The sequence below is a fragment of the Pseudomonas sp. NPDC088429 genome (genome assembly GCF_044753305.1).
GTDB lineage: Bacteria > Pseudomonadota > Gammaproteobacteria > Pseudomonadales > Pseudomonadaceae > Aquipseudomonas > Aquipseudomonas rustica.
Map to the genome: position 1 here is coordinate 24077 of NZ_JBIVMX010000041.1, position 23431 is coordinate 47507.

Consider the following 23431-nt stretch of genomic DNA (forward strand, 5'->3'; position numbering starts at 1 on the left):
TCCCGATGACCACATTGAAAAGTACCCCGCGCGCCGACGGCTTTCACATGCCGGCCGAGTGGGCGCCGCAAACGCAGACCTGGATGATCTGGCCCGAGCGCCCGGACAACTGGCGTCTGGGTGGCAAACCGGCGCAAGCCGCGCACGCAGCGGTGGCCAAAGCCATCGCGCGTTTCGAACCGGTGACTGTTGCCGTTTCCGCCGGCCAATACGAAAACGCCCGCGCCCGCCTGGACGTGCCGAATATCCGCGTGGTCGAGATGTCCAGCGATGACGCCTGGGTACGCGACAGCGGCCCGACCTTCGTCATCAATAACAGCGGTGAAGTGCGCGGTGTGAACTGGGACTTCAACGCTTGGGGCGGTTTCGATGGCGGTCTGTATTCGCCGTGGAATCGCGACTCGCAGGTCGGCGGCAAGATCCTCGAGATCGAACGCAGCCCACGCTATCGCACTGAAGGTTTTGTGCTCGAAGGCGGTTCGATTCACGTCGACGGCGAAGGCACGCTGATCACCACCGAAGAATGCCTGCTGAACCGCAATCGCAACCCGAACCTGGGCCGCGAAGAGATCGAAGCAGTGCTCAGCGCCAATCTGTCTGTGGATAAAATCATCTGGCTGCCGGACGGTTTGTTCAACGACGAAACCGACGGCCATGTGGATAACTTCTGCTGCTACGTGCGTCCGGGTGAAGTGCTGCTGGCGTGGACAGATGATCCGCAGGATCCGAACTACCCGCGCTGCCAGGCAGCGATGAAAGTCCTGCAAAGCAGCACTGACGCCAAGGGTCGCCCGTTCACGGTGCACAAAATGCCGATCCCGGGGCCGCTGTATGCGACCGAAGAAGAGTGCGCTGGTGTCGATCCGGTCGACGGTACGCAGGAGCGTAATCCGTCGGTGCGTCTGGCCGGTTCTTACGTGAACTTCCTGATCGTCAACGGCGGCATCATCGCGCCGAGCTTCGACGACTCGATGGACGCGCCTGCTCTGGAAATCCTGCAGAACCTGTTCCCGCAGCACGAAGTGGTCATGGTGCCGGGCCGCGAACTGTTACTGGGCGGCGGCAACATCCACTGCCTTACCCAACAGCAACCCGCGCCGCACAAAGAGTGAGTTGAGTCGTAACAGCTTGAGTTGATTACCAAATCAGCCGGGCAATGATTAGCTCGCTATGTATGAACACAGGCCCGCAGCCCGAAAGGACGGCGGGCTTTTTTGTATCCACTTGTCGACAAATGCGAAACATTGGCATAGCTCTTGTATTCGTCTGGGGGCACTAGGGAGGGGGAAAAGAACGTCAATCGTTCTGTCATAAACCTTGGATAACGTAGCCGCTCACGAACGGGGAGAGAGCGCTGAAATGAACGCCGAAGTGAACGTAATCAGCGAGCGGACTTTGCATCCCATGGCCGTTAACGGCGAATCGCTCCACCGCGTTGCGCACTGGTTGAAATCCAATGGAACGCGTCAGATCAGGGTTCCTGATCCGCGCCGGATGATGATCGAGCGCTACCCCGCTGACCTGTTCAGCGAGGACGAACTGGAAGCGTTGTGGGATGTGCTGGAAGGATAAGAAGAACAACAGGGATGGGTGAAAGCGCTGCCGGGATGGCGGCGCTTTTTTTATGGCGATACAAGTGAATGTGCTCGTGATGGCGGTCTATCAGGCATCTTACATATGAACTTTCCGAGCGCTACCGCGAGGAAAGTGATCACCATGAATAGGTCCCAGTTATCAATACCATCAGACTCGAATTCTTCTAGCTGACAGGATCCTCTGCCGGGGTGAGAACATAGAACTCTTCGATATTAGGAAGAGAATCACCTATAGCATTAAAGTAGAGATAGGCCGATATGGCTGAGGGGCCAGGTAGCAATTTTGACGTCGAGTGGCTTATTTCCCTGCGCACTTCATCCGCCAATGAGAAAGTCAGTGATATTTCATCATAGGCAAGTCCACGTCGCCAAAATTTAATGATGAGTTTTTCCCAGGGTCTGATATTACAAAACCCCTCTAGCTTCACGGGAAATTTATAAATTCCGTCAGCTTGCGGCGAAGTCCAACCACCATATTCGTTTTCATTTTTCATAGTAACCAGCATGAACGTGCTCCCGATGGTTAACAAAGAGTTGTCTCTTGTATCACCGCAGCAATCTTCGTACACCTGTAAAATGTGACAGTCCGGATGAGCGGTTTATCTGGTTAAGCTCGTATTGCAATATCGATGAAATCAAAACGAATAAGTCCCCGTCATCACCACACTTCGCGGCGCCCCCGGCTGAATCTGCGCAGCACTGGTCGCCGACGAGTAGTACTCGCGATCAGTAATATTGTTCAGCGCCCCGCGCAAATCCCAATCTTTCATCCGATAACCGACCAGCGCATCCCAACGTCCATAACCCGGCAGCACAGTTGTATTGAGGTTATCGGCATAGCGCTGACCAACCAGCGTCAGTCCCGTTTCGCCATACCAGCCCATCTCCGGTTTCCAGGTCAGGAACAGGCTGCCGTTGTGCTTGGCGACGTTGTTGATGCGTTTGCCTTCCAGGCCATTGTTATCCTTCTCGATCGTCGCGTCCTGCACGCCGACGCCTCCGCGCACGTACCAGTTACCGGCAATTTTGCCGGTGCCGGTCAGTTCAATCCCGCGTGAACGTTGCACGCCGGTCAGCACGGTTACGGTCGGATCGTTTGGATCTGCGGTGCGGCGGTTGTAGAGCTCAAGGTCGTAGATCGCCAGCGTGGTGCTCAGGCGATCATCAAGCCAGTCGCTCTTCACGCCAATTTCTTTCTGCTTGGTCAGCTCCGGGCTCAGGTCATTGGAGTTGCCCGCCGCACCCGGGGTGATGCCGATCAGACCGCCGCCCACTGGTGAGAACGTTTTAGTCCATGAGGCATAGAACGAGTGATTGTGCAGCGACGTCCAGACCAGGCCCACGCGCGGGCTGGTGCTGTGGCTGTCGCGGTCTTCGCTGATGTTTTTCAACTGGTTGGTCGACTCGATGTCGAAGGTGTCGTAACGCAAACCGGCGAGCACCTGCCATTGATCGTTCAGGCGCAATTGATCCTGCACGTACAGGGCGCGGCTTTCGACCTCGGTGTGAGTGTCGCTGAATACCTGCATGCGCCCGGTGTGGCGCAAATCGCGATTGGGGTTGTACAGATCCAGCGCTGGCACTGGCGAGCTGCCGGGGCCCGTGGTCGCCGCGTTGTACAGCTTCGGGTCGCGGCGTTGACTGCCGATCTCGATCCCGGTCAGCAGACGATGCTCCAGACCAAAGGTGTCGAAACCGCCTTCCAGCTCAATGTTGTTATAGATGTTGCGGGTGGTCAGATCCTGCTGCCAGTGCTGACGCGTGACCTTGTTGGTCGCCGGGACATAACCGGTGAGGTAGGTGTTGTCGAAATCACTGTCGAGTTTGAACACGCCGAGGGTCTGGCGCAGTTGCCAGTTTTCGTTGATTTCGTAAGTGAGCTTCGAGCGCAACGACTGGGTTTTGTCGTCGATGAAATCGTGATCGTTGCCATAAGTGGTGTCGCGCCCGACATCGGCCGGACGACCGTTGACCCCTGGAATACCGCGATCCGGCGTGCGGTTGTAGCGGCTGTATTCATACTGCACCAACCAATTCAGATCGGGGCTCAGTTGCCAGCTCATCGACGGCGCGAACAACTGGCGATTGCCACTGACGCCATCGCGGAAGCTGTTTTCATCCATGTTGCCCATGTTCAGGCGCAGGCTGATGTTCTCGCTCGGATCGGTGCTGAGGTCGGCGTACAGGCTACGCAAGTCTTCGCTGCTGCCCTGGGCTTCAATCGTCGAGCGACGGCCGAATTCCGGCATCTTGCTCACGCGGTTGACGATGCCGCCCTGGCTGCCACGGCCATACAACACAGCGGCCGGGCCCTTAAGCACTTCGACGCGTTCGATGTTGTGCATGTCGCGCTTGTACTGGCTGTCGTCGCGGATGCCGTCCAGATAAAAGTCGTTGCTCGCATCGAAACCCCGGATGCGCAGGCTGTCGAAACGCGTGTCGGCGCCGCTGCTGACGTTGGGAATACCGCTCAACGCATCGCCAATGTCGTTGGTGCCGTAGTTCGCCACATTGGCGGTCTTGATTGAATCGATGGCCTGCGGCACGTAGCGCACCGGCGTCGAGGTGCGAGTCGCGGTGTTGCTGACCTTTACGCGCGGATCATCGTCTTCGGCTTCGGCAGCGCTGATCGATGTTTCAGGCAGTGTTGTAGGAGCAGCGTAGGAAAAACCGGCAGACAGCAGGGCAGAAAGGCCAAAGCTGTAGGACGTCAGGCGAAAAGGGGCAGGCATTGAAGAAAACATCCGTAGGATTTTTAGGCTGAAGCATGTAGGGCTCGGATGATAATGCTTGCTATTTACTTTCGTTAATTATTCCTGAGAAGTTCCGCTGCCGGATTGTTTCGGATTGTGTCTCAGCCCGTACAGCCCGCTCGGTCAGCGAAATTGAGTGGCTCGTGAGAGCGATCACGCGCACGATAAATCGCTGAAAAATCTTCCTCTGCGCTGCGTCAAAATCACTGGTTGTTACCGATTCCTTGCAACCGGCCATCACAAAATTTACGTTTCTTAGACGAATTTCGCCTATTTAAAGACGATTCTTGAAATTGACACATTGTTCCGGGCGCGGCTACGATTCGGCCCAACGCCTGTGGCCAACCGCCATGACTCAAAATAATAAGAAGGCCCGCCACGACTTGGTCGTGGGCGGGTCTTTTTGTTTCGGGATGAAAAAAGAGTGCAAAAGCGCCGTTTCAGCCGTTCGACACAGCGCGTTTCAACCCGTAATAAGGAAAATAAAATGTTGAACAAGCGAATCAGCCTGATCGCTCTGGGGATGTTGAGCGCCACACAGGCCATGGCTAACGACCAGGCCGAGTCCAAGGGTTTTCAAGAAGACAGCAGCCTCAAAGTGCTGCTGCGCAACGCTTACATCAATCGTGACTACAAAGACGGTAACGACGACAAATCCGAATGGGGCCAAGCGGCCATCGGTACGTTCTCCTCCGGCTTCACCCAAGGCACCATCGGTGTCGGTGTCGACGCTTTCGGTCTGTACGCACTGAACCTGGAACGCAGCGAAGATCGCAGCGGCGCCGGCGGTATCGACTTCTTCAAGAAGGGCGCCAGCGGCGCTCCGGCCGACGACCTGTCCAAGGGCGGCGCAGCGGTAAAATTCCGTCTGTCCAGCACCACCCTGACGTACGGTGACCAGATGCCGGCCCTGCCGGTGCTGAACTACGACAACTCGCGTCTGCTGCCGGAAAGCTACACCGGTACTCTGATCACTTCCAAAGAGATCAAAGGCCTGGAGCTGAACGCCGGTCGTTTCACCGCCGAATCGCGCAAGAGCGCTGAAGGCCGTGACAGCGGTGGATTGAAGTCGATCAACGTATTGGGCGGTAGCTATCAGTTCACCGAACAGTTCAAAGCGGCGCTGTACGCTTCCGACGTTGAAGACGTGCTGAAGAAGCAATACGTGAACGCCAACTACGTGTTCCCGATCGACAAGGATCAATCGCTGACCCTGGACTTCAACGGCTACCGCACCAAGCTGGACAATTCCTACGTCCGCGAAAGCGGTGCAACCGGCGACGACAACAAGATCTGGAGCCTGGCCGCGACTTTCGTCACCGGCCCGCACTCGTTCACCGTGGCGCACCAGCGTTCCACTGGCGACAGCAACCTGGGCTACGCCTACGGCGGCTATCAGAAAGATCAGGGTCGTGTCGGCGACGGTGGCAACACCATCTACCTGGCCAACTCCTACTGGTCTGACTTCAACGCTGAAGACGAACGCAGCTGGCAGTTGGGCTACGGCCTCGACTTCAGCGCTTTCGGCGTGCCGGGTCTGAGCTACAACGTTGCTTACGTACGTGGCGACAACATCACTACGTCCACCAGCGAAGGCGGCACCGAGCGCGAGATCTTCAACCAGTTCAAGTACGTCGTGCAAAGTGGCCCGGCCAAAGACCTGAGCGTGAAACTGCGCAGCTCGATCCTGCGCGTGTCGCAGAAGTCCAGCGAGTACAACGTCAGCGGCAACGAGCTGCGTGTGTTCGTGGATTACCCGATCAACATCTTCTGATGATCGATCGAATGTAAGAAACTTGAGAAAAACCCCGATTCGTTCGGGGTTTTTTTTCGACGGATTTTTGATGAAAACCAGAAAAAAACCATGTTTTTGTCATGTAAAAGTAGTTTTTAAGTCGCTGCAAACTTCGTTTCAAACAGGGCTTTAAATGCCTGAAATTCTTTCTCATGGACGCAAATTCTCCACCTAATAGATTAGGCCGCTCAACGCAGTGGAGAATTGGGTAATGATCGTTTTGAACAGAGAAGTGGGCGAATCGCTACGGCGCGACAAATTTGTCAACGTCCAGGGTGGTGACTTCAATCTCTACGGTCATTTTGCCGACTTCGTCAGACTGACCAAAAGTTGGGAAAACATGGAGCCTGACAGCTATTACGGTCAGGCCGAAGCCGGCATGCGTTACCGTCGTTACAGCGACTTCGAGTACAACCCGAAAACCCGCGAGCTGACGCAACTTGAGCATCGCGCATACGTGCAGTCGAAAGAGAACAACGCTTACGTCGGCGGCCTGGTACGACACTTCCAGGACTTCTCCGATGAAGTGATTTCTTCGCCGGTGATGCGCAGCCTGATCGACACCGATTTTGAAGTGTACAAAAGCGTGCTGCCGGAAGAGCTGCACGATGAAATCTGGCAGTGCCAGATCCATCAGATCCGTATCGAGATCAAACCCGGCAAACAACTGGAAATTACTCCGGAAGGGATTCACTGCGACGGTTACCCGTTCAGCGGTGTGCACTTCTGGGGCCGCAACAACGTCGAGGGTGCCGAGAGTCGTCTGTACGACATCCACGAGCATCAACTGGCGTCGACCACTTACAAGGAAATTCTCGACACCACTTACTTCCTCGACCGCGACATGCGCCACTACGTGACGCCTGCGCGCAACACGCACACCCATGCCATGGCATATCGGCAGATTCTGGCGATTTCTTTCTCGCGGCCCGGGACCGCTTTCGACATTGTTCGCTAATCAGATCACCCCAATCGATGGCGTCGAGTGCTCGACGCCTGTGGTGCTGCGACGCGCCACGGCCAAGGATGCGCAGCGCATGGAGCGCTTCTTCCGCCAGTTCGACGAAGTGTCTTTCTGCGAATGGCAGGACGCCAAGTGCCTGCGCGGCGTGCTGATTCAGAAAACCACCACGTCGTATCTCGCCTTCGACGTCGCCGGCGAAATCGTCGGCGCGGTGCTTGGCGGCATGCTCGGCAGTCGCGGCACGATCAATCATCTGGCCGTCAGCCCGCGCTATCGCAGCCAGGGTGTCGGTCAGCGTCTGGTTGAAGCGGCGTCGTCCGACATGAAGCGTGTCGGCGTGTTGCGGATGTTTCTGTTCGTCGACGATGCTAACCTCGCGGGCAAGCGTTTTTGGACTGCCCAGGGTTTTTGCGAGCCCCATGGCGAACGGACATTTGAGAGGGATCTATGAATGAACGGTCCGGCAGTGCGCCGCTGATGGTCAGCCATCAGCCATCGCGCACATTTGCCGAAGCCAGCCCGGTCGTCGCCGGGTATTTCACGGTGTCGTTCGTGTTCGGGCTGATGGCCGTCAACGCCGGGTTGCCGATGTGGCTGCCGGTGGCGATGTGCCTGTTCGTCTATGCCGGCGCTTCGCAATTCGCCGCGCTGGCGCTGATCTCCAGCGGCGCGTCGCTGACCACCATTGTGCTGACTACTTTTTTGATCAACGCGCGGCACATGTTGATGTCGGTCTATATGGCCAAAGCCCTGCGCGCGCTCGGTTTGAGCCGCATGGAGCGTTGGGCTTACGCCGGTGGCCTGACCGATGAATCCTTCGCCTTCCACAGTGTGAAACTCGGCACCGGCGCGCCGGTCAACGTGCGCTATCTGATCGGTTTCAACCTGTTCTGCCACACCTCGTGGGTGCTCGGCGGATTGCTCGGCGCAGTTTGCGCACAGTACGCGGCGCACCTGATCAAATATCAGCTCGACTACGCACTGACGGCGATGATGCTCTACGTGCTGGTGTCGCTGTGCAACACGCGCAACAAACTGATCGCCGCTGCGGCTGCGGTGATCTGCATGGGCGCCCTGAGCCTGGTCGGCAGCTCGCCGTTTAATGTGTTTATCGCCACGTTTGTGGGCTGCGGAGTGGGTGTATGCCTGACCAAACGTTCCTGATTCTGGTCGTTGTGCTGATGATGGCCGTGACCTTCCTGCCGCGCGCCTTGCCGCTGCAAATCAACACCGAGCACTGGCCGCCATTTGTCGCGCGGGCGCTGGAATACCTGCCGGTGGCGATCGTCGCTGCGATCAGCCTGACTCCCTTGTTGATCAAGGATCAGCACATACAGCTCGACCGCCCGGAATTCTATGCCGCGATTCCGACGTTGCTATGTGCGTATTTCAGCAAAAACCTCTTTCTCAGTGTGGCGGTTGGGACGGCTGCGTACATTGCGCTCGGCTCGTTCATGTAACGGCAGATCGACAACATCGCTGAGCGCCTGGCGCGACAACTCCGAGTTGTTCACCGCAAGGCGCACTTCGAGGAAGTCCTCGAAACCCGGGAAAATCGTCAGGCCGTTTTTCTGCGCAGCCTCACGCGAGACCATGCCGACCGCGTCCATCTGCGTGATCAACGACAACGTCAGCGTCTCGCTGCATGAATAGACCATGCGCTGACCGTTCTCGTGATTGCCCAGCCCGGCGTCGAGAAAACGCAAAAAGCTGTGGGAATACGGACAATCTTCTGCAGGACGTACCTGAAACTTGTTGCCCAGCAACGTCAGCGGATCGTTCTCCTGCCCGCAATGCGCGCCGACCACCTGCACCTGCACTTCGGGCAAGACAATGCTCGGCAAACCCGGACGCTGCGGGCCGATCAGCACCGCGAGGTCAAAGTCTTCGTTCTTCAGCTTGCTGAGATTTTCCATCGACTCGGCGTAGCTGAATTCCATCTGATAATCGGGAAACACCTCAATCAGGCGCCCGATCATTCGCCGATTGAAGTCAGTCGACAACGTGTTGTTCAACGCCACCTTCAACGTTCGCTGGCCCGGCACCTTCAGCGCCTCGACCTTTTCTTCCATCTGTCGCGTGGCAATCAGCACTTTGTCCAAATACGGCGTCAGCTCAGTGCCTTGCGGCGTCAGCGTCAGCCCTTTGTTGGAACGACGAAACAAGCGGAAACCGAACTGCTCTTCGACCTTGTTCAACTGCGCGGCCAGCGCCTGCACAGTCAGGCACGAATGCTCGGCTGCGGCCGACAACGAGCCGGTCTGCACGATGCGCATGAGGTTGCGTAAGGTTCTGCTATCCATGGGTAATGCCCTCTAAAGTGGGCTGGGTATTGTTGTTTACGAGACTGCCGGTTCGGCGGCCATATGCTGGGTATATTCCTGTACCTGAGCATAGTTGTCGCGGGTTTAGTAGCGAATTGATGTCCCCGCCGATGGCTGGAGGCTGACACAGGATCGGGGTTTTTGGGGGAAGGGGGGTGATGGGGGTCAAAAAAAGTGCCCGGATCGAAAGATCCGGGCACTTTTTTTCGTTTGGAATCTAAGAGCTGTGGCGATTTTTCCCACCTTCGCTCGGCAGCAATCCTTCCATATACCAGAAGTGTCCGATTGCAAATGAGGATGTGGCTGATTTACCCCACCGCCAAAAACCAGCGAAATATGGACTTGTTACTTTGAGGATTTTGTTAAGGCCGAATCCATTGCAGTTAAGGATATTTCCGCCTAGCCAAGGCGCGACTGGGTGGGTACCAATGAATTTGCCAGGAAAGCGCGCTACTCCCAATCAAACCAATTGGATAGCCCTTGGCTTACCGGACATACGCGATATCGAAGTGAGGTTATTGAATTCGAATGCTCGAGAAATTCCTGGTGCGACAAGTTTGGAATTGGCTTGGGAGCAGGTTGCGTTGGGGTTTGGGTTGTCGGAAGGCAAGAGTTACTCCGTGATACAAACGCCTTACGTCGCGGTCACTGTCAGACGCGAATACCTACTACATATCGTCGAAAAAAGGCCCAATGCGCGAGAGCGCTTCACCGAGTTTGCATTGGATACCATTCAGAATCCCTTGGAAATCTGGCAAATTTCCTACGATGACGGTTCGATACGACTGGCGTTCATCGGTGCGTACGACACGAAATATCAGATGCTTGTGGTGATCCACGCTGACTATGGACACGCTCTCTGGAATTTCATGAACTGCGACAAGAAAGCGTTGAATAAGCATCGCCATGGAATACTGGTGTATCAGCGTTTCCAAACCGCCAAACAAAAAAAGCAGCCTGAAGAGGCTGCTTTTTCTGAAGTAGGTGCTTGATATTGTGCTCCCTCAAGCAGGGGAGAAGAGGTCTCACCCGAGCGCTGATATTCAGGTTATCAACGGGGTTCCTAACGCCGACTATTGCCACCTGAAGGCAGTCGGTTTCGCGCTCTTGGGGCCGATTCTCTGTCAGGCGTATTGGCAAGTCAAACGAAAAATAGGCAATAGGAGTCCGCATATGAAGCGCTTTATTTGTTTGGTTCATATGTGTACTAATCTTGATGTATCACATAACGAGTTGGTAACGATCTGATGCCTACTTCACCTCCAGCCATCACTCCAAGCGAACAACTCGACGCCCCCGAAGCCGGTCGCGTCGCGTTGAAGTTCTTCTTCAACCTCATGGAGCGCTGGGGCTGCAGCGCCGAGCAGCAACGCACATTGCTGGGCGGCGTCGGCAACACCACGTTCTATAAATACAAACACCTGCCAAATATCCGTCTGCCGAACGACACCCTTGAGCGCATCTCCTACCTGATGGGCATTCACAAGGCGCTGAGCATCATCTTCAGCAATAGCCGTGAGCGCGCGTACACCTGGGTCAGCAGCCCTAACACTGCCGCACCGTTCAATGGCCAAACGGCGCTGGATTACATGCTCGCCGGACGCGTGGTCGATATCGCCGATGTGCGCCGCTACCTCGATGGGGTGCGCGGTTGAAGGCGCCCGATTTGGTTGATGTGCCGTGGCCGCGAGCCTATCGGATCGTCAACAGCAGCTTCCCGCCGATTGCGCTGTTCGAAGACGTGCTCGATCCCGAAGATCTGGAAGTTGCCTACGCAATTGAAGCGCTGACCAATGATCGTCTGATCGAGCAGGCCGGGGTTATCGCCCGAGTGCGTCCCGAAGATCGACTCTCCGGCCCCGGATCGACTCCGGTGATGGCTGCGTTTACTCATATCGGCAAACGCAGCCGTTTCTGCGACGGCACCTTCGGCGTTTACTACGCTGCGAGCAGCCAAGCCGCGGCCATCTCCGAAACCTGTTATCACCAGGAACGATTTCTTGCGGCGACTCAGGAATCGGATCTTGAGTTGACCATGCGGACTTACGTCAATCGGGTGGTTAAACCGTTACACGACATTCGTCACGATCACCCTGAGCTGCACAATCCGGATCCTGAGGCTTATGGGCCGTCTCAGGTTTTCGCCCGGCAACTGCGCGAAACCGAGTCATGGGGACTGCTCTATAACAGCGTTCGATCGCCGGGCCATGAATGCGTCGCCACGTTTCGGCCGCCAGCGCTATCGATTCCGAAGCAGGGCAAGCATTTACGCTATGTGTGGAGTGCGAGTCAGCAGAAGATTTCGTTTGTGTTCGAGATCAGTCAGGTCTGAAACGCAAAAAGCCCTCGCATCAGCGAGCGCTTCACGTGGCTGATTTACATCAACGGCTTGTCCGGCGACGCATCCATTACTTTCACAACATCATCGATCAGCGCCTTGCTCAATTCCTGCAAATATTGCGAGGCATAGGCGTGAAGATCAGGATCGCGCCCGACTGAGGAGTCCGCAGTGAGCAGTCGTGAAATGTGCAGCAAGTGTGAGGCGTGGGAGAGGGCGGTGATCACCGGCACACCGCGATTGGCAAAACGAGTAGATCAGCGATGGTCGATGAACTGGAGCAATTCCAGCAGGACTTACTGGAGTCTGTATGTCAGATGAAGGCCGGTGAGGCCGCGCGCGTTACGCTGATGCCGTTCTCTGCGGCGGAGAAACAAAGTGTCGAGGCATCAAGCGATATTGGATCGGAAAGCCTGATTTCCATTGAACCCGCCAGTTCAGGGCAACGAGAAATGCTGCTCATCCGATTACATCTTTTTATGGGTACGCCATAATTATTGCCAGTTCATAATTTGGCATAAAGACGGAAATTTGAGCTGAAGCAGAAACGCTGCCAAAAATATAAACATCTCAGAAACAACAAAGCCCCTGCATTTCTGCAGGGGCTTTGTTTTGTATGGTGCCGGCACCAGGAGTCGACCCCGTAATCTACTGATTACAAGTCCGAAATGAGGGCCAATGGTTCTGGGGTATTTGGTGATTTTGCCCGTGATTATTGGGTATTTCGCAAAATGTGCGATGTATATTGATTTCGGGTGTGGACACTTAGTGGACACATTTTTCATTTGATCAATAACGAGACAAGTTCGATTTTTTGCTGAAAATGACAGTTATCGTGGTTTCGTAATGGTGCAAGCCTTAAGGCGACAAGTTAGGCTGCAGCCTTGAGATCAAATACTTCTCGAGCAAGGGTTAGCAAATACTTCGACATAATTGGTGAGACACTGTTACCAATCATCCGAAATGAATGCCAAATGGTCGGATGAAAAACAAACCAATCGGGGAAGCCTTGTAATCTTGCGGCCTCTCTAACTGTAATTACGCGTGCTTCTTGCGGGTGGATTGGTCTCATTGCTTGGAAACTACCTTTATCACTACCTGTCCCGGCTCTTAAGGTTGGACAATGTCCTTCCCAAGATAATCTAGGGTACCGGCTAATCTTATCGATAGAGCCAGGGGTAGTATCAGCAAATCGAGCAATTACTGTTTCCGTATGCTTGGTTTTCATAAGCCCCGTAATAAGACCGGACTTGAGCATTTCGGTGGAAAATTGAGCGCCTACATTTGAGTATATTTTTTTTAGTTCTTTGGCATATTTACTAGGTGTTGCATTGCTAGCATATTTCCACCAGTCATAGCCATAATCACTTTTAAACAGTGGCAGATTTGGAGATGGTAAATCACCTATCGCTTCAGCCACAGTTATAGGGTGCACCGTAGGTGAAACTAAACGATCTTGGATGGATGATAGAGAAAATTCATTCAGGCAGCCAATAACGATAACTCGCTTTCTTGAAGTGGCTGCGCCGCAATCTAATGCATTAATCTTGAAAGGGCCGAGAATATTATAATCGCCAGAGACAACACTGATTGCTTCTTCTAGTACGCATCTGTTTTGAACGTCAAGTATACCTTCGACATTTTCCATGACGAATAGCTTGGGACGAAGGATCATGACTTGGCGGAAGAAGTGGTCGATTAAGTTGTTTCTTGGATCCTCTGGCTTTCTCAATCCGATTCGACTGAAGCCTTGGCATGGAGGGCCGCCAATTACTAAATCAGGACAGATGTCACCAATAGCAGATTTCCAGAATTTTGAGTCCAGGCGTGCAACGTCTGCTAAGTGAACTTTAGAATTGGGGAAATTTAGCTTATATGAGTACTGTAGATTAGGATCGATATCTACTGATGCAATGTTTTTGAATCCTGCCAATTCAGCGCCCAGGCCAAACCCTCCGCACCCACTAAATAAATCAACGAAGGTTGGCCTGCTCAAATTATTCACCTACAACATGTTAAAGCGGTCGATTATATAGTATTGCACCCGAAAAAAGAAGGGCTGTTAAAGAACGACCTCTCCATATGATGGGTAGAGTTTGTAAAATTTTGCATAGTCATCAAGTTGGCTTTGATCGAGTTTAAAGCCAAGTCGTTTCATAACTTCTGCTTCATCCAGTCTTTCGGTGGATGGTAATAGAGCATCTAAAGAAATTCTTTCGCGGTGAGTTAGTGGAGGGACTTGGATTGGGTATAGGGCTGGGCCAATATATTCGGAGTTTAGAAAGCACCGGTTTTCTTTTAGCTTTGTATCAGACTCTTCATCTACAAACATTCCGCCAACTGTAATCATGGGTGCGTTGTCTTTGTAGTAATAATTTAAGAAAGATACAAATTTTCCTCCACGGCCCGACCGTCTGTGTGCCCTTTCTATATGTCTTGTTAGACATGTCGCCAACACGTTGTGATAATTTTTCTGATTGATGTGCTTGAACTCTTCTGAACTCGGAGCTGCATCACCCAAGAGAAGTTCAAGGCCTTCATGCCTATTTAAAGGATTTTCATCCGCATCCTTGTTAGGTATCCTCCCCATATGGGCATTTGCGGTGACCATAAGAATTGAGCCGGGAGATATTTTGGAAGCTACTGTGGCGCTATCTTCGAAAACTGCCGAGTTTTCGGGGCCGCAGTCGTAATCAAGCCATACGATAGATGGTTTTGCCCAGTCTGTAATTTCTATCCCTTCAGAGGCTGGCCCAGCGAAAACTTTAATGTTTTTATAAGGCCTATTGAATATTGCCCGTGGTGAATACTGCGCAAGTTCAAAGGAAACTAATTCTTCAATTCCAAGGCTTTTATGTGCCAAGACAAAGTCAACGAACCACATTGAGCCCATGCCCAAATATTGGTACTTTGAAAAATCAAAACTGCTCGAAAGGCCTGCCAGTGTTTCAAATATTATTTTTCGCTCTACGCACTTGTTGGGCCGGAGAGAATAGTTGATTGCTTCAAATGAGGCCATTACTCGCCAACCTCATTCTCGACATAATATTCAAACGTTTTTAGGCCGATCTGTTTGTAACTCATCTGGCTGTTGCCCAAAGATTGGGCTACCTTGTTCAGAACTGAAAGTGGCTGCTGAAAGGCTACCGTCCCCATTTTGATTTTTGGAGCAGAATCAAAAACGGGTAACTTCATTAGAACTGGTGCGTCGGAGCTGATTTTTATATCGGCAATCGGTCTTATTGTGGCATTTGATTCTACTGTCCTAGCTTTTTCCAAATTCGTTTTTCTTGTATTTGTATAATCTAGATATTTACGAGTCGCATCTTTCATAAAGGAAGTAGCACGACGGAAAACTGGTAAGGTCTCATCGATCTGCCTCTTGGTAGTTGTCCAAGGCAGCTCACCTGGCTTATCTGATGAGAAGAATACAAGCCCTACAAAACCATTGTACTGGGGGTGCCATCCGGGAAAGCCATCCCCCCAGATTGTTTTTTCTGTTTTGTCCCCTGCCAGTACAACCCGATCATTACATACAACGTACCAGCCCCAGCTTTCCGTGTCTTTAGTTAGGCTCGTCGGGTCGCCTGAATCTTCAGGAGGCGTACCTGCCACTCCAGAAATTATCCGAACGTTAACCCCGGTTTCTGGATCAGTATATTCGTGAGTATATGGGGCGATGTCTTCCCCGTCACGAACACCATATACATGCTGTTTCACGGGGATGCCGTTAATTTTAATTTCAAAACCGTGCTGCAAGAAAAATGAGTAATATTTTCCGACATCTTTTCGGAGTTTGTTGACAAATATTTGATCCGAAAACTCTGATGCGGTAGCTTTTCGTAGGGATTTCACTGATATTTCAGTTCCGACAAATTCACCCGGATCAATTTGATCTAGCTGGAATTCCCATTCGCGACTGGCTGCCCAAGCTGCTACATCAATATCTACCTGAAAAGCTTCATGAGGAGCTTTTTTTGTAGCGCTCTTGATTACGATCTCTTTTCCAATTTTGAATATGGCGCGTTTCATTCCGATGCCATATAGACCAATGGAATTCTCAGCGTCTTTTGGTGCGTCTGCTCTACGGCCAAAGTGAAATGCATATTCTCGGGCGTCTAACAAAGTCATGCCGCCGCAGTTATCTTTTATTTCAAACTCCGTTTCGCTTAAAAGAATGTCAGCAAAATAGCCGGCCAAGTCATCACGGTTTAGATGCTGGGCGTGCCGAGAAGCGCCATCGATGCTGTTGTCCAAAAGATCGAATATGCATTCATCAAGCCCGATATCACGCGTGATCATATCGATAAAAAAATCTTTGGTCGGATCTGCCTTTGCCGTCCACTGCGCCATAAATAACTCCCTCAGCGTAATCTTGATGTTTCACGAATGCAGAAATTGCGCGCCCTTTTTTTAAGAGCGCCGGTGATTGCATAGTGCCAGAGTGAAATGTCAGGTTTCCAGCTTTTCAGTCATTTGAGTTGCGAGTGGGGGTGCTCCGAGGCTTTTATCGACCTGCGAGTAAAGTGAAAGGCGAAGCTTTTGATGCGATTTCTCCGCACCCCCCATTGCGTTTGGTGCTCAAGGCTCAAACGCGCTTCGGACTGGTTGCGGTATTCCCGTAAACAATGGTGGGCTCAAATTGGAGAAAACACGGTAAAAACCACGATTTTCGATTTTTTGCCGCTCTAAATCGGGCCTCTTTCTTTCCCCCCTGCCGGCTCGCGCTGGCGTCGACTATGAAGCGCCTTTTCAATTCCTTTCGAAATGCTTCAAAAACGAAAAACGCCAAATCCTGCCGAACACCGCAGCGCATGTGGGGGCGCCTGGTCTTTTTACCCCCCGACCGACCGGACTTTGCGAGTACCATGGAAGCTGTGGGTACATGTCAAGGGGCAGGAATGGAACTCAGTGAAAAACTCAAGCTGATGCGTACGTGAGAGCGTCTGACTCAGCGTCAAATGGCAGATGAAGTGGGTGTGTATCTGGGAAGCTACAAGAACTATGAGCTGGGGCTGCGCAAGTAAATGAGCTCGTTGGCACTCTTGAAAATCACGAACCATCCCCGCTTTACGAAGTACACGCTGTGGTTTATGTGTGACGAGTTTCCAGTGGCTTGTGAGCAAGTGAGCCCGGTCTGACTTATGTCGATCACCAAGCTGGATGACGGAAAATATTTGGTCGATTGTCGCCCAGGCGGACGCGAAAGCCCCCGAGTGCGGAAGAGATTTCGCACAAAGAACGAGGCGCTTTACTTTCAAAATCAAATATTGGGAGAAGGCGCGCGCGGTACGTTTGAGAAAAAGCCAAAGCGAGATGGGCGAAAGCTCTCAGCGTTGATCACACTTTGGTTTGAGAGCCATGGACGGACGCTCAAGCGAGGTGAAGAACGACAACGGGCCTTGTTAAGCATGGCGGAGCGGATGGGTGACCCTCTCGCTACGGATTTCACCACGGCGCATTTCCCGATGTACCGGACCGATCGGCTTGCCGGGAAATTTAATAGGAAAAAAATTGGGAGTGGTCGCAAGAAAGGCGAAGCTGCGAGACCCCCAAGTCCCAATACGTTGAACCATGGAACTGGCCTACCTACGAGCCGTGTTCAATGAGCTTGAACGCCTTGGTGAGTGGAGTGGGGAAAACCCGCTTGGCAAGGTTCGAGGATTGAAGTTCGACGAGACCGAGATGGCATATCTTAACGCTGACCAGATCAACCCTCTACTCGCAGATCTAGATAACAGATCCATTGCTGCTGGAGTCGTGGCGCGGGTGTGTTTGGCCACAGGCGCACGGTGGTCAGAGGCGGAGGGATTGGCAGCGCGCCAGGTGCGCGATTGTCGAGTTCACTTTGCCCGTACGAAGTCTTCAAAAAATAGAACAGTTCCAATTTCCGCTCCGGTGCAGAAGCAAATCAAAGCTTCGATACCTTTCGGCGATTGCTATAAAAAATTTGGGGCGTCGGTCGAAGCGGTAGAACTTGATCTTCCTGCAGGTCAGTTGACGCACGTTTTAAGACACACCTTTGCAAGTCACTACATGATGAATGGGGGTGACATTCTCACGCTCCAGCGAGTTTTGGGTCATGCGTCGTTAGCTATGGCAATGAAGTATGCGCATTTTAGTCCTGGGCATTTAGCCGAGGTTGTTCGACTGAATCCGCTTTCGTTTGGTGGAATTGGCAAGGGGGAAGTGGGAGATGGGGGAAATTGATTGGTCGCCTGTAGTTCAATCGGTAGCCAAAACAAACTGGACAGCCGTATTCGTCGCTCTGGTGACTGGTTTCACTGCCGTTGCTGGGCCGATATGGGTCTGGTATAGCCAAGTACGAAGAGAGCGAAAGAGCGTGCGCGCGGCTTTGTTTGTAGAAGTGGCGATCCTGATGGAGCTTATAGAGCGTCGAGGTTACCTAGAAAGTCTTCGAGAAGCACAGCAAGAGCTCACTGGCTGGACTGATGAACAACGTGCTGAACACTCTTATGAGTTTTCGGTCAACGTTGCCGGCCCGTACGACATTGTGTATCAAGCCAATGTTTCGAAATTGGGAAGCTTGTCTGAGTGTGAAGCGAGGCTCGTAGTCCGCTTTTATCAGATGGCAGATAGTGTGGTGGCAGACATCGTCACTGGCGGATTGCTGCATAGAGGATCATCAGATCCACAGGACTTCGCCGATGTCGCAGATATCCTTGAAGAAGCACTCCGAACTGGACGTGAATTAATAGACTATAAAACGAGGGGCAAATGGGCCATCAGGAAAGCGAGGGAAAAATGAAGTGTGGACACTTTGTGGACTTTCCAGATTTGATGTGAGTTGCTTTCAAAGGCCAGAAACGACAAAGCCCCGCATTGCGGGGCTTTGAATATGGTGCCGGCACCAGGAGTCGAACCCGGGACCTACTGATTACAAGTCAGTTGCTCTACCAACTGAGCTATACCGGCGTGTGGGCGACGATTATAGCGACTGGATAATTTCTGTAAACCCCTGAATTCAGACTATTTTTGCATCTCTGAAAATCAGGCCCTGCGCAGTACATTTCGCAGCGCTTGGCCGCCCGCCCGATGTGACCGTTTCGCCGGGCGAATGGCTGCACTTCGGCGTGTTCGGCGCGGTGTAGGGCGGTGGCGAGATGTTGTTGGCCGTCGCGTTCGCCAGGCTCAGACGTTAATTATCGAGGAGCCCATTTTCAGTCTTGGGCATGGGTGATAAGGCCGCTGAGCTTTGCTGTTTTTCGGCGGTTATGTCGTTTTGATTGGCGGCTTATGCACAACTGAGTGGCCTGACAACGCGCTTAGGCCTCTTTTTGTGGACGCGTTCTCATTTTGTTCGCAAATCCCTGTTTTATTGGTTTTTTCTGTATGTGAACAAAAAATGACCACAGCTGTTTCAGCGCCGAAACAGGCGTGGATATTGGATCCGAGTAAAATCCATCAACAGAGTTATCCACAGGCTGGCGATGGTTTATTCGCGTTCGGCCAACAATAAAAAATTGCGCGGCGTCAGCGCTGATTCGCAGAAAGTGCCGAGGCGTACGACGTATCCCTGTTCGGCGAGGAAAAGTGCCCGATCGAGGTTCAGCCAAAGCTCCAGTGGTCGTCGGAATAATCCGCGCAGCAGTTCCAGATTGCGTACTTCGGCCAATCGTTGCCATCCCGCCGCTTCCAGTGCGGCCCAATCTGGCGTGCCGACTGTGGATAACTCTTTGAGGTCGGCCAGATCGCGGCAGTAATCGGCGAACGGTTTGTCCAGCCAAGCGCTGGGCAACGATGGCGTTGGCAAATACTCATCAACGCCGCGCACTTGCCGTTGCAGCAGGTCGAAAGCGAGGCGACGGGCCATCGAGGTGTCACGCTGACGTCGGACGCGTGCTCCGGCGGTGACAGTTTCGCTCATCGGCAGCGCGAGATCTTCCAGCGAAAGCTGTAGGAACGATGCTGATCCTGCGCAGGACAAGGCCTGATATTCGCTGCGACTTATGCGGTTGTAGCAGCAAGGCGCGATCGCCATTTGCTGGCAACCTGCGGTGCTGGCCAGTTGCATCAAGCGCACATGCAGATCACCGCAGGCGTGGAGGGCGACGGGCGTGTGGTTCGCGCTCAATACCGCAGAGGCGTTCGTCGCCAGTACGTCCTGCTCCACATGCAAAGCATGTAAGTGATGGCGCTGACTCAACGCCTGACCGCTGGCGACCAATAGAGGATCATATTCAACGCAAGTCAGTTGCTGCCCCGCGCCCAACAAGCGCCGCCCCAAATGCCCCTTGCCCGAACACCAATCCAGCCAGTGCGTCGGCTGCGAAGCGAAGGACAAACGACTGGCAAACGCCTCGATCTGCTGCCACTTGCGCCCCGGTACATCGACATTCAACCGATGTCCCGCAGCTTCCAGCGCATGTTTCGGCAACTCGCCAACCACACTCAACTTAGCCGACAACGCGGCCAGTGAAGCAAAAGGCTCCGGCACATCAGCAAGATCAGCAGGTTGGTTGTGAGCGTTTTCCGCCTCTTCCAGCGACCGCCCGCGCAGCCACAAGGCCAGTTCCGGGTAGGACGCTTCCCAAGCAAGCGAAAGATGTGGGAACGGTCGAGGTTTCCACAGCGCCTGATGCTCAATCAAAAAAGCATCCAGCGCGGTGAAGCGGGCGAGTAAGTCCTCGCCCGTCAGCACGTAGGAAGAATCAACGCCCTTGGCAGGCATCGACGCGCAGCCAGCGCTCCAGCAGCTTGAAGCCGCGCACGAGCACGTAAGCCATCAGCAGATAGAACACGCCCGCCGCGAAGAAGATCTCCACCGGCAGATAGGTGCGCGCGATGATCGTGCGCGCCATGCCGGTCAGTTCCAGCAGGGTCACGGTGCTGGCCAGCGCGCTGGCCTTGAGCATCAGGATCACTTCGTTGCTGTAGGCCGGCAGGCCGATGCGCGCGGCACGCGGGAGGATGATGTAGAACATCGCTTTCGGTTTGGACATGCCCAAGGCCCGCGCCGCTTCGATTTCGCCCGGAGGAATCGCCTGAATCGCTCCGCGCAGAATCTCGGCGATGTACGCCGCTGTGTGCAGGGTCATGGTCACGGTCGCACACCAGAACGGATCGCGCAGGTACGGCCACAACGCACTTGCACGCACCGCGTCGAACTGCGCCAAACCGTAATAAACCAGAAACAGCTGAACCAAAAGTGGCGTGCCACGGAAAAAGAAGATGTAGGCGTAAGGCAACGAGCGCACGTACCAGAGCTTGGAGGAGCGGGCGATGCCTAGCGGAATCGCCAGCAGCAAACCGGCGATGACAGCGATGGCCACCAGTTCCAGGGTCAGGGTCGCGCCCTGCGCCAGTTTCGGCAGCCACTTGATAATGACTTCCCAGTTCATTTAAGCGCTCCTCGCAAAGCCGCGAGCGGCGCGTTTTTCCAGGAAGTGCATGCCGGTCATCGCCAGCACGGTCAGGCCCAGGTACATGATCGCGGCGACCATATAGAAGGTGAACGGTTGTTTCGACACGGTCACGCCGATTTGCGCGTGACGCATGATTTCTTCCAGGCCGATCACCGAGACCAGCGCGGTGTCTTTCATCAGGATCATGAACAGATTGCCCAGACCGGGAAGGGCGATGCGCCACATCTGCGGCATGATCAGCCGGGTGAAGATCCGCCATTTCGACAGGCCCAGGGCCTGGCCGGCCTCACGGTGGCCTTTGGGAATGGCGAGGATTGCACCACGGAACACTTCCGTGGCGTAAGCGCCGAAGCACAGGCCCAGAGCGATCACACCGGCGGCGAAGGCGTTGAGTTGCAGGTCGGGGTTGCCGAAGAACTCACCGAGGGCGCGCATCAGGTTGACCGTACCGAAGTAGATCAACAGTACCCAGAGCAATTCCGGGACGCCACGCACGAGGGTCGAATAAGTGCCGCCAAGCCATTGCAGCGGCTTGTACGGGGAAGTCTTGGCCAAGGCGCCGAGCAGACCGAGCACCAGTCCCAGGCACAGGGCCGTGAGGGCCAGTTGGACGGTCATCAGCGCGCCGGCAGCGAGGGCCGGGCCGAATCCGTAGAGGTCGATAATCATGGAATTCTGTTCAAATTGCGGCAGGCAAAGTCGGGAGCCGGCGCCGTTGCATCACGGCGCCAGTCCCACAGGTCAGGATCAGTAGATGCTGAACGGGAAGTACTTGTCGTTGATCTTCTTGTAGGTACCGTCGGCGACGATTTCCTTCAGGGCAGCGTTCAACTTCTCACGCAGTGGATCGCCTTTACGTACAGCGATGCCGATCTTGTCGCTTTCTACGACCGGGTCACCTTTGAACTCGTAGTTCTTGCCCGCGTCGCTTTTCAGCCAGTCATAGTTGGCGTACTTGTCGGCGAGGATCGCGTCGACACGACCGGAGGTCAGGTCGAGGTAGGCGTTTTCCTGGGTGTCGTAGAGGCTGACTTTGATGTCATCAGCGTAGGTGTCTTCCAGCCAGGTACCGGCCAGGGTTGCACGCTGAGTACCGATGGTCTTGCCTTTCAGCGAGTCCTTGTCGGTTTTGAAGTCGACGTTTTTCGGTGCGATGAACTGCAGCTTGTTCGAGTAGTACGGGTCGGTGAAGTCGACCGCGCCTTTGCGCTCTTCGGTGATCGACAGCGAGGAGATCAGGAAGTCGAACTTCTTCGCGTTCAGGGCCGGAATGATGCCGTCCCAGTCGGACGTGACCACGCTGCATTCGACTTTCATCTTCGCGCACAGGGCGTCGCCGATGTCTTTGTCGAAGCCGACCACGTTGCCGCTGGCGTCTTTGTTGTTGAACGGCGGGTATGCCGCTTCGATGCCCATCTTCAGGGTTTCAGCCATGGCACCGGCGCTGAACGCGAGGGTGACGGCGGCGGCCAGGAAGACCTTTTTATAGTTCTGCATGCATGTTGCTCCGTTAGCGGTTGCTGGACATGAATTGTTTGCAGCGCGCCGAAAGCGGGTTTTCGAACACCTGCTGTGGCGATCCTTGCTCTTCTATAAGGCCTTGGTGAAGGAACACCACTTCGCTGGAGACCTGACGGGCGAAGCCCATTTCGTGGGTCACCAGCAGCATGGTGCGGCCTTCTTCGGCCAATGCGCGGATGACACTAAGTACTTCCTGAACCATTTCCGGGTCAAGCGCCGAGGTGGGCTCGTCGAACAGGATCACCTTCGGTTGCATCGCCAGCGTGCGGGCAATCGCCGCGCGTTGTTGCTGACCGCCGGACAATTGCGCCGGGTATGCATGGCGTTTGTCGGAGATGCCGACCTTGGCCAGCAGCGCTTCGGCGACTTCGATCGCTTCAGCTTTGCTCTGACCGAGCACGCGACGCGGGGCCTCGATGATGTTGTCGAGGATGCTCATGTGCGGCCACAGATTAAAGTTTTGAAACACAAAACCAATCTCGGAGCGCAGGCGATTGATCTGTTTGCCGTCGGCGGCAACCAGTTCGCCATTCTTGGCGGCCTTGAGCTTGAGTTCTTCACCGGCCACCAGAATCTGGCCCTGGTGCGGGTTTTCCAGCAGGTTGATGCAACGCAGGAACGTGGACTTGCCGGAACCGGAGGAACCGAGGATCGAGATCACATCGCCGTCGCGCGCGGTCAGCGAGATGCCATGGAGCACCTCAAGCTGTCCGTAGCGTTGGTGCAGGTTGCGGATTTCAAGCGCGCGCGTGGCC

23 protein-coding genes, 1 tRNA gene and 2 pseudogenes are annotated in these 23431 nt (G+C 54.0%); 13 read left to right on the forward strand and 13 right to left on the reverse strand.

The annotated features are described in order from the left end of the window. The first annotated feature begins 5 nt into the window (after positions 1–5). Both aguA and ACIP66_RS19210 read left to right on the forward strand, forming a co-directional pair. Entirely contained in the window at positions 6–1112 is a 1107-nt protein-coding gene (gene aguA, locus ACIP66_RS19205) for an agmatine deiminase (protein ID WP_400650005.1), read from the forward strand. Between the two features lie 247 nt (positions 1113–1359). After that, the gene (locus ACIP66_RS19210) at positions 1360–1572 is read left to right on the forward strand and encodes a hypothetical protein (protein ID WP_053116553.1); all 213 of its coding nucleotides are present in this window, start codon (positions 1360–1362) and stop codon (positions 1570–1572) included. A gap of 187 nt (positions 1573–1759) precedes the next feature. On the opposite strand, the gene ACIP66_RS19215 is transcribed toward ACIP66_RS19210, so the two are convergent. After that, positions 1760–2101 (reverse strand): hypothetical protein, encoded by a 342-nt coding sequence (locus tag ACIP66_RS19215; protein WP_400650008.1) that lies wholly within the window; start codon positions 2099–2101, stop codon positions 1760–1762. A 129-nt stretch (positions 2102–2230) separates the two neighbouring features. Further along, the gene (locus ACIP66_RS19220) at positions 2231–4327 is read right to left on the reverse strand and encodes a TonB-dependent receptor (protein WP_400650011.1); all 2097 of its coding nucleotides are present in this window, start codon (positions 4325–4327) and stop codon (positions 2231–2233) included. A 508-nt stretch (positions 4328–4835) separates the two neighbouring features. On the opposite strand from ACIP66_RS19220, the gene ACIP66_RS19225 reads away from it, so the two are divergent. The 5 genes from ACIP66_RS19225 (at position 4836) to ACIP66_RS19245 (ending at position 8567) form a co-directional block, all read left to right on the forward strand. Next, positions 4836–6122 (forward strand): OprD family porin, encoded by a 1287-nt coding sequence (locus ACIP66_RS19225; RefSeq protein ID WP_053116556.1) that lies wholly within the window; start codon positions 4836–4838, stop codon positions 6120–6122. A gap of 232 nt (positions 6123–6354) precedes the next feature. Beyond that, a complete protein-coding gene (locus ACIP66_RS19230; protein WP_053116557.1) occupies positions 6355–7101 on the forward strand; it encodes a 2OG-Fe dioxygenase family protein in 747 nt (248 codons plus the stop codon). 79 nt (positions 7102–7180) lie between these two features. Further along, entirely contained in the window at positions 7181–7558 is a 378-nt protein-coding gene (locus ACIP66_RS19235; protein WP_053116558.1) for a GNAT family N-acetyltransferase, read from the forward strand. After that, on the forward strand, positions 7555–8271 hold the full coding sequence (locus ACIP66_RS19240; protein ID WP_282356686.1) for an AzlC family ABC transporter permease: 717 nt from the start codon (positions 7555–7557) through the stop codon (positions 8269–8271). Before ACIP66_RS19235 ends, ACIP66_RS19240 begins: the two co-directional genes overlap by 4 nt. After that, the gene (locus ACIP66_RS19245; RefSeq protein WP_053116560.1) at positions 8250–8567 is read left to right on the forward strand and encodes an AzlD domain-containing protein; all 318 of its coding nucleotides are present in this window, start codon (positions 8250–8252) and stop codon (positions 8565–8567) included. The genes ACIP66_RS19240 and ACIP66_RS19245 overlap by 22 nt, the downstream gene beginning before the upstream one ends. Here the strand turns inward: ACIP66_RS19245 and ACIP66_RS19250 are convergent. Continuing rightward, a complete protein-coding gene (locus ACIP66_RS19250; RefSeq protein ID WP_400650016.1) occupies positions 8484–9410 on the reverse strand; it encodes a LysR family transcriptional regulator in 927 nt (308 codons plus the stop codon). The two genes, ACIP66_RS19245 and ACIP66_RS19250, sit on opposite strands and share 84 nt — an antisense overlap. Before the next feature lie 449 nt (positions 9411–9859). Between ACIP66_RS19250 and ACIP66_RS19255 the strand changes: the two genes are divergently transcribed. From ACIP66_RS19255 to ACIP66_RS19265, 3 genes are all read left to right on the forward strand, one after another. After that, complete coding sequence (locus ACIP66_RS19255; RefSeq protein ID WP_172680062.1) at positions 9860–10423, forward strand: PBECR2 nuclease fold domain-containing protein; 564 nt, start codon at positions 9860–9862, stop codon at positions 10421–10423. A gap of 255 nt (positions 10424–10678) precedes the next feature. Continuing rightward, a complete protein-coding gene (locus ACIP66_RS19260; protein ID WP_400650020.1) occupies positions 10679–11086 on the forward strand; it encodes an antitoxin Xre-like helix-turn-helix domain-containing protein in 408 nt (135 codons plus the stop codon). Between the two features lie 11 nt (positions 11087–11097). Then, positions 11098–11763 (forward strand): RES family NAD+ phosphorylase, encoded by a 666-nt coding sequence (locus ACIP66_RS19265; protein WP_400650044.1) that lies wholly within the window; start codon positions 11098–11100, stop codon positions 11761–11763. 44 nt (positions 11764–11807) lie between these two features. Here ACIP66_RS19265 and ACIP66_RS19270 read toward each other — a convergent pair. After that, positions 11808–12011 (reverse strand): annotated as a pseudogene (locus tag ACIP66_RS19270) (DUF3077 domain-containing protein); the annotation flags it as partial. Positions 12012–12032: 21 nt separating this feature from the next. Between ACIP66_RS19270 and ACIP66_RS19275 the strand changes: the two are divergent. Next, positions 12033–12173, forward strand: a pseudogene (locus tag ACIP66_RS19275) (transcriptional regulator); the annotation flags it as partial. A gap of 467 nt (positions 12174–12640) precedes the next feature. On the opposite strand, the gene ACIP66_RS19280 reads toward ACIP66_RS19275, so the two are convergent. From ACIP66_RS19280 to ACIP66_RS19290, 3 genes are read right to left on the reverse strand one after another with little or no spacing between them, the layout of a single operon-like run. Next, complete coding sequence (locus tag ACIP66_RS19280) at positions 12641–13774, reverse strand: DNA cytosine methyltransferase (protein ID WP_400650023.1); 1134 nt, start codon at positions 13772–13774, stop codon at positions 12641–12643. A 57-nt stretch (positions 13775–13831) separates the two neighbouring features. Then, positions 13832–14788 (reverse strand): O-methyltransferase, encoded by a 957-nt coding sequence (locus ACIP66_RS19285; protein ID WP_400650025.1) that lies wholly within the window; start codon positions 14786–14788, stop codon positions 13832–13834. After that, positions 14788–16122 carry an ATP-binding protein gene (locus tag ACIP66_RS19290; protein ID WP_400650027.1) on the reverse strand — a complete coding sequence of 445 codons (1335 nt, stop codon included), beginning with the start codon at positions 16120–16122 and terminating at the stop codon, positions 14788–14790. The genes ACIP66_RS19285 and ACIP66_RS19290 overlap by 1 nt, the downstream gene beginning before the upstream one ends. Before the next feature lie 1221 nt (positions 16123–17343). On the opposite strand from ACIP66_RS19290, the gene ACIP66_RS19295 reads away from it, so the two are divergent. Both ACIP66_RS19295 and ACIP66_RS19300 read left to right on the forward strand, forming a co-directional pair. Next, the gene (locus ACIP66_RS19295) at positions 17344–17979 is read left to right on the forward strand and encodes a tyrosine-type recombinase/integrase (protein WP_400650030.1); all 636 of its coding nucleotides are present in this window, start codon (positions 17344–17346) and stop codon (positions 17977–17979) included. Further along, positions 17966–18538, forward strand: coding sequence for a hypothetical protein (locus ACIP66_RS19300; RefSeq protein WP_400650032.1), 573 nt, complete (start codon positions 17966–17968; stop codon positions 18536–18538). The genes ACIP66_RS19295 and ACIP66_RS19300 overlap by 14 nt, the downstream gene beginning before the upstream one ends. 91 nt (positions 18539–18629) lie before the next feature. Here ACIP66_RS19300 and ACIP66_RS19305 read toward each other — a convergent pair. The 6 genes from ACIP66_RS19305 to ACIP66_RS19330 all read right to left on the reverse strand — a co-directional run. After that, positions 18630–18705, reverse strand: a tRNA-Thr gene (locus ACIP66_RS19305). Positions 18706–19225: 520 nt separating this feature from the next. Next, on the reverse strand, positions 19226–20461 hold the full coding sequence (locus ACIP66_RS19310) for a methyltransferase (protein ID WP_400650035.1): 1236 nt from the start codon (positions 20459–20461) through the stop codon (positions 19226–19228). Next, positions 20442–21131, reverse strand: a complete 690-nt coding sequence (locus tag ACIP66_RS19315; protein WP_159815479.1) for an ABC transporter permease — start codon at positions 21129–21131, stop codon at positions 20442–20444. The genes ACIP66_RS19310 and ACIP66_RS19315 overlap by 20 nt, the downstream gene beginning before the upstream one ends. Continuing rightward, positions 21132–21824 carry an ABC transporter permease gene (locus tag ACIP66_RS19320; RefSeq protein ID WP_007909165.1) on the reverse strand — a complete coding sequence of 231 codons (693 nt, stop codon included), beginning with the start codon at positions 21822–21824 and terminating at the stop codon, positions 21132–21134. It abuts the gene before it with no gap. 78 nt (positions 21825–21902) lie between these two features. Then, complete coding sequence (locus ACIP66_RS19325) at positions 21903–22652, reverse strand: ABC transporter substrate-binding protein (protein ID WP_053116574.1); 750 nt, start codon at positions 22650–22652, stop codon at positions 21903–21905. 13 nt (positions 22653–22665) lie between these two features. Continuing rightward, positions 22666–23431, reverse strand: a 766-nt coding sequence (locus ACIP66_RS19330; RefSeq protein ID WP_400650040.1) for an ABC transporter ATP-binding protein, incomplete at its 5' end; no start/stop codon positions are given.

Coding starts and splice junctions, on each gene's coding strand:
- ACIP66_RS19235 (WP_053116558.1), top strand. CDS start 7,181: ATGGAGCGCTTCTTCCGCCAGTTCGACGAAGTGTCTTTCTGCGAATGG.
- ACIP66_RS19310 (WP_400650035.1), bottom strand. CDS start 20,461: ATGCCTGCCAAGGGCGTTGATTCTTCCTACGTGCTGACGGGCGAGGAC.
- ACIP66_RS19315 (WP_159815479.1), bottom strand. CDS start 21,131: ATGAACTGGGAAGTCATTATCAAGTGGCTGCCGAAACTGGCGCAGGGC.
- ACIP66_RS19215 (WP_400650008.1), bottom strand. CDS start 2,101: ATGCTGGTTACTATGAAAAATGAAAACGAATATGGTGGTTGGACTTCG.
- ACIP66_RS19230 (WP_053116557.1), top strand. CDS start 6,355: ATGATCGTTTTGAACAGAGAAGTGGGCGAATCGCTACGGCGCGACAAA.
- ACIP66_RS19320 (WP_007909165.1), bottom strand. CDS start 21,824: ATGATTATCGACCTCTACGGATTCGGCCCGGCCCTCGCTGCCGGCGCG.
- ACIP66_RS19210 (WP_053116553.1), top strand. CDS start 1,360: ATGAACGCCGAAGTGAACGTAATCAGCGAGCGGACTTTGCATCCCATG.
- ACIP66_RS19295 (WP_400650030.1), top strand. CDS start 17,344: ATGGAACTGGCCTACCTACGAGCCGTGTTCAATGAGCTTGAACGCCTT.
- ACIP66_RS19240 (WP_282356686.1), top strand. CDS start 7,555: ATGAATGAACGGTCCGGCAGTGCGCCGCTGATGGTCAGCCATCAGCCA.
- ACIP66_RS19300 (WP_400650032.1), top strand. CDS start 17,966: ATGGGGGAAATTGATTGGTCGCCTGTAGTTCAATCGGTAGCCAAAACA.
- ACIP66_RS19225 (WP_053116556.1), top strand. CDS start 4,836: ATGTTGAACAAGCGAATCAGCCTGATCGCTCTGGGGATGTTGAGCGCC.
- ACIP66_RS19255 (WP_172680062.1), top strand. CDS start 9,860: ATGAATTTGCCAGGAAAGCGCGCTACTCCCAATCAAACCAATTGGATA.
- ACIP66_RS19290 (WP_400650027.1), bottom strand. CDS start 16,122: ATGGCGCAGTGGACGGCAAAGGCAGATCCGACCAAAGATTTTTTTATC.
- aguA (WP_400650005.1), top strand. CDS start 6: ATGACCACATTGAAAAGTACCCCGCGCGCCGACGGCTTTCACATGCCG.
- ACIP66_RS19285 (WP_400650025.1), bottom strand. CDS start 14,788: ATGGCCTCATTTGAAGCAATCAACTATTCTCTCCGGCCCAACAAGTGC.
- ACIP66_RS19260 (WP_400650020.1), top strand. CDS start 10,679: ATGCCTACTTCACCTCCAGCCATCACTCCAAGCGAACAACTCGACGCC.
- ACIP66_RS19250 (WP_400650016.1), bottom strand. CDS start 9,410: ATGGATAGCAGAACCTTACGCAACCTCATGCGCATCGTGCAGACCGGC.
- ACIP66_RS19220 (WP_400650011.1), bottom strand. CDS start 4,327: ATGCCTGCCCCTTTTCGCCTGACGTCCTACAGCTTTGGCCTTTCTGCC.
- ACIP66_RS19245 (WP_053116560.1), top strand. CDS start 8,250: ATGCCTGACCAAACGTTCCTGATTCTGGTCGTTGTGCTGATGATGGCC.
- ACIP66_RS19325 (WP_053116574.1), bottom strand. CDS start 22,652: ATGCAGAACTATAAAAAGGTCTTCCTGGCCGCCGCCGTCACCCTCGCG.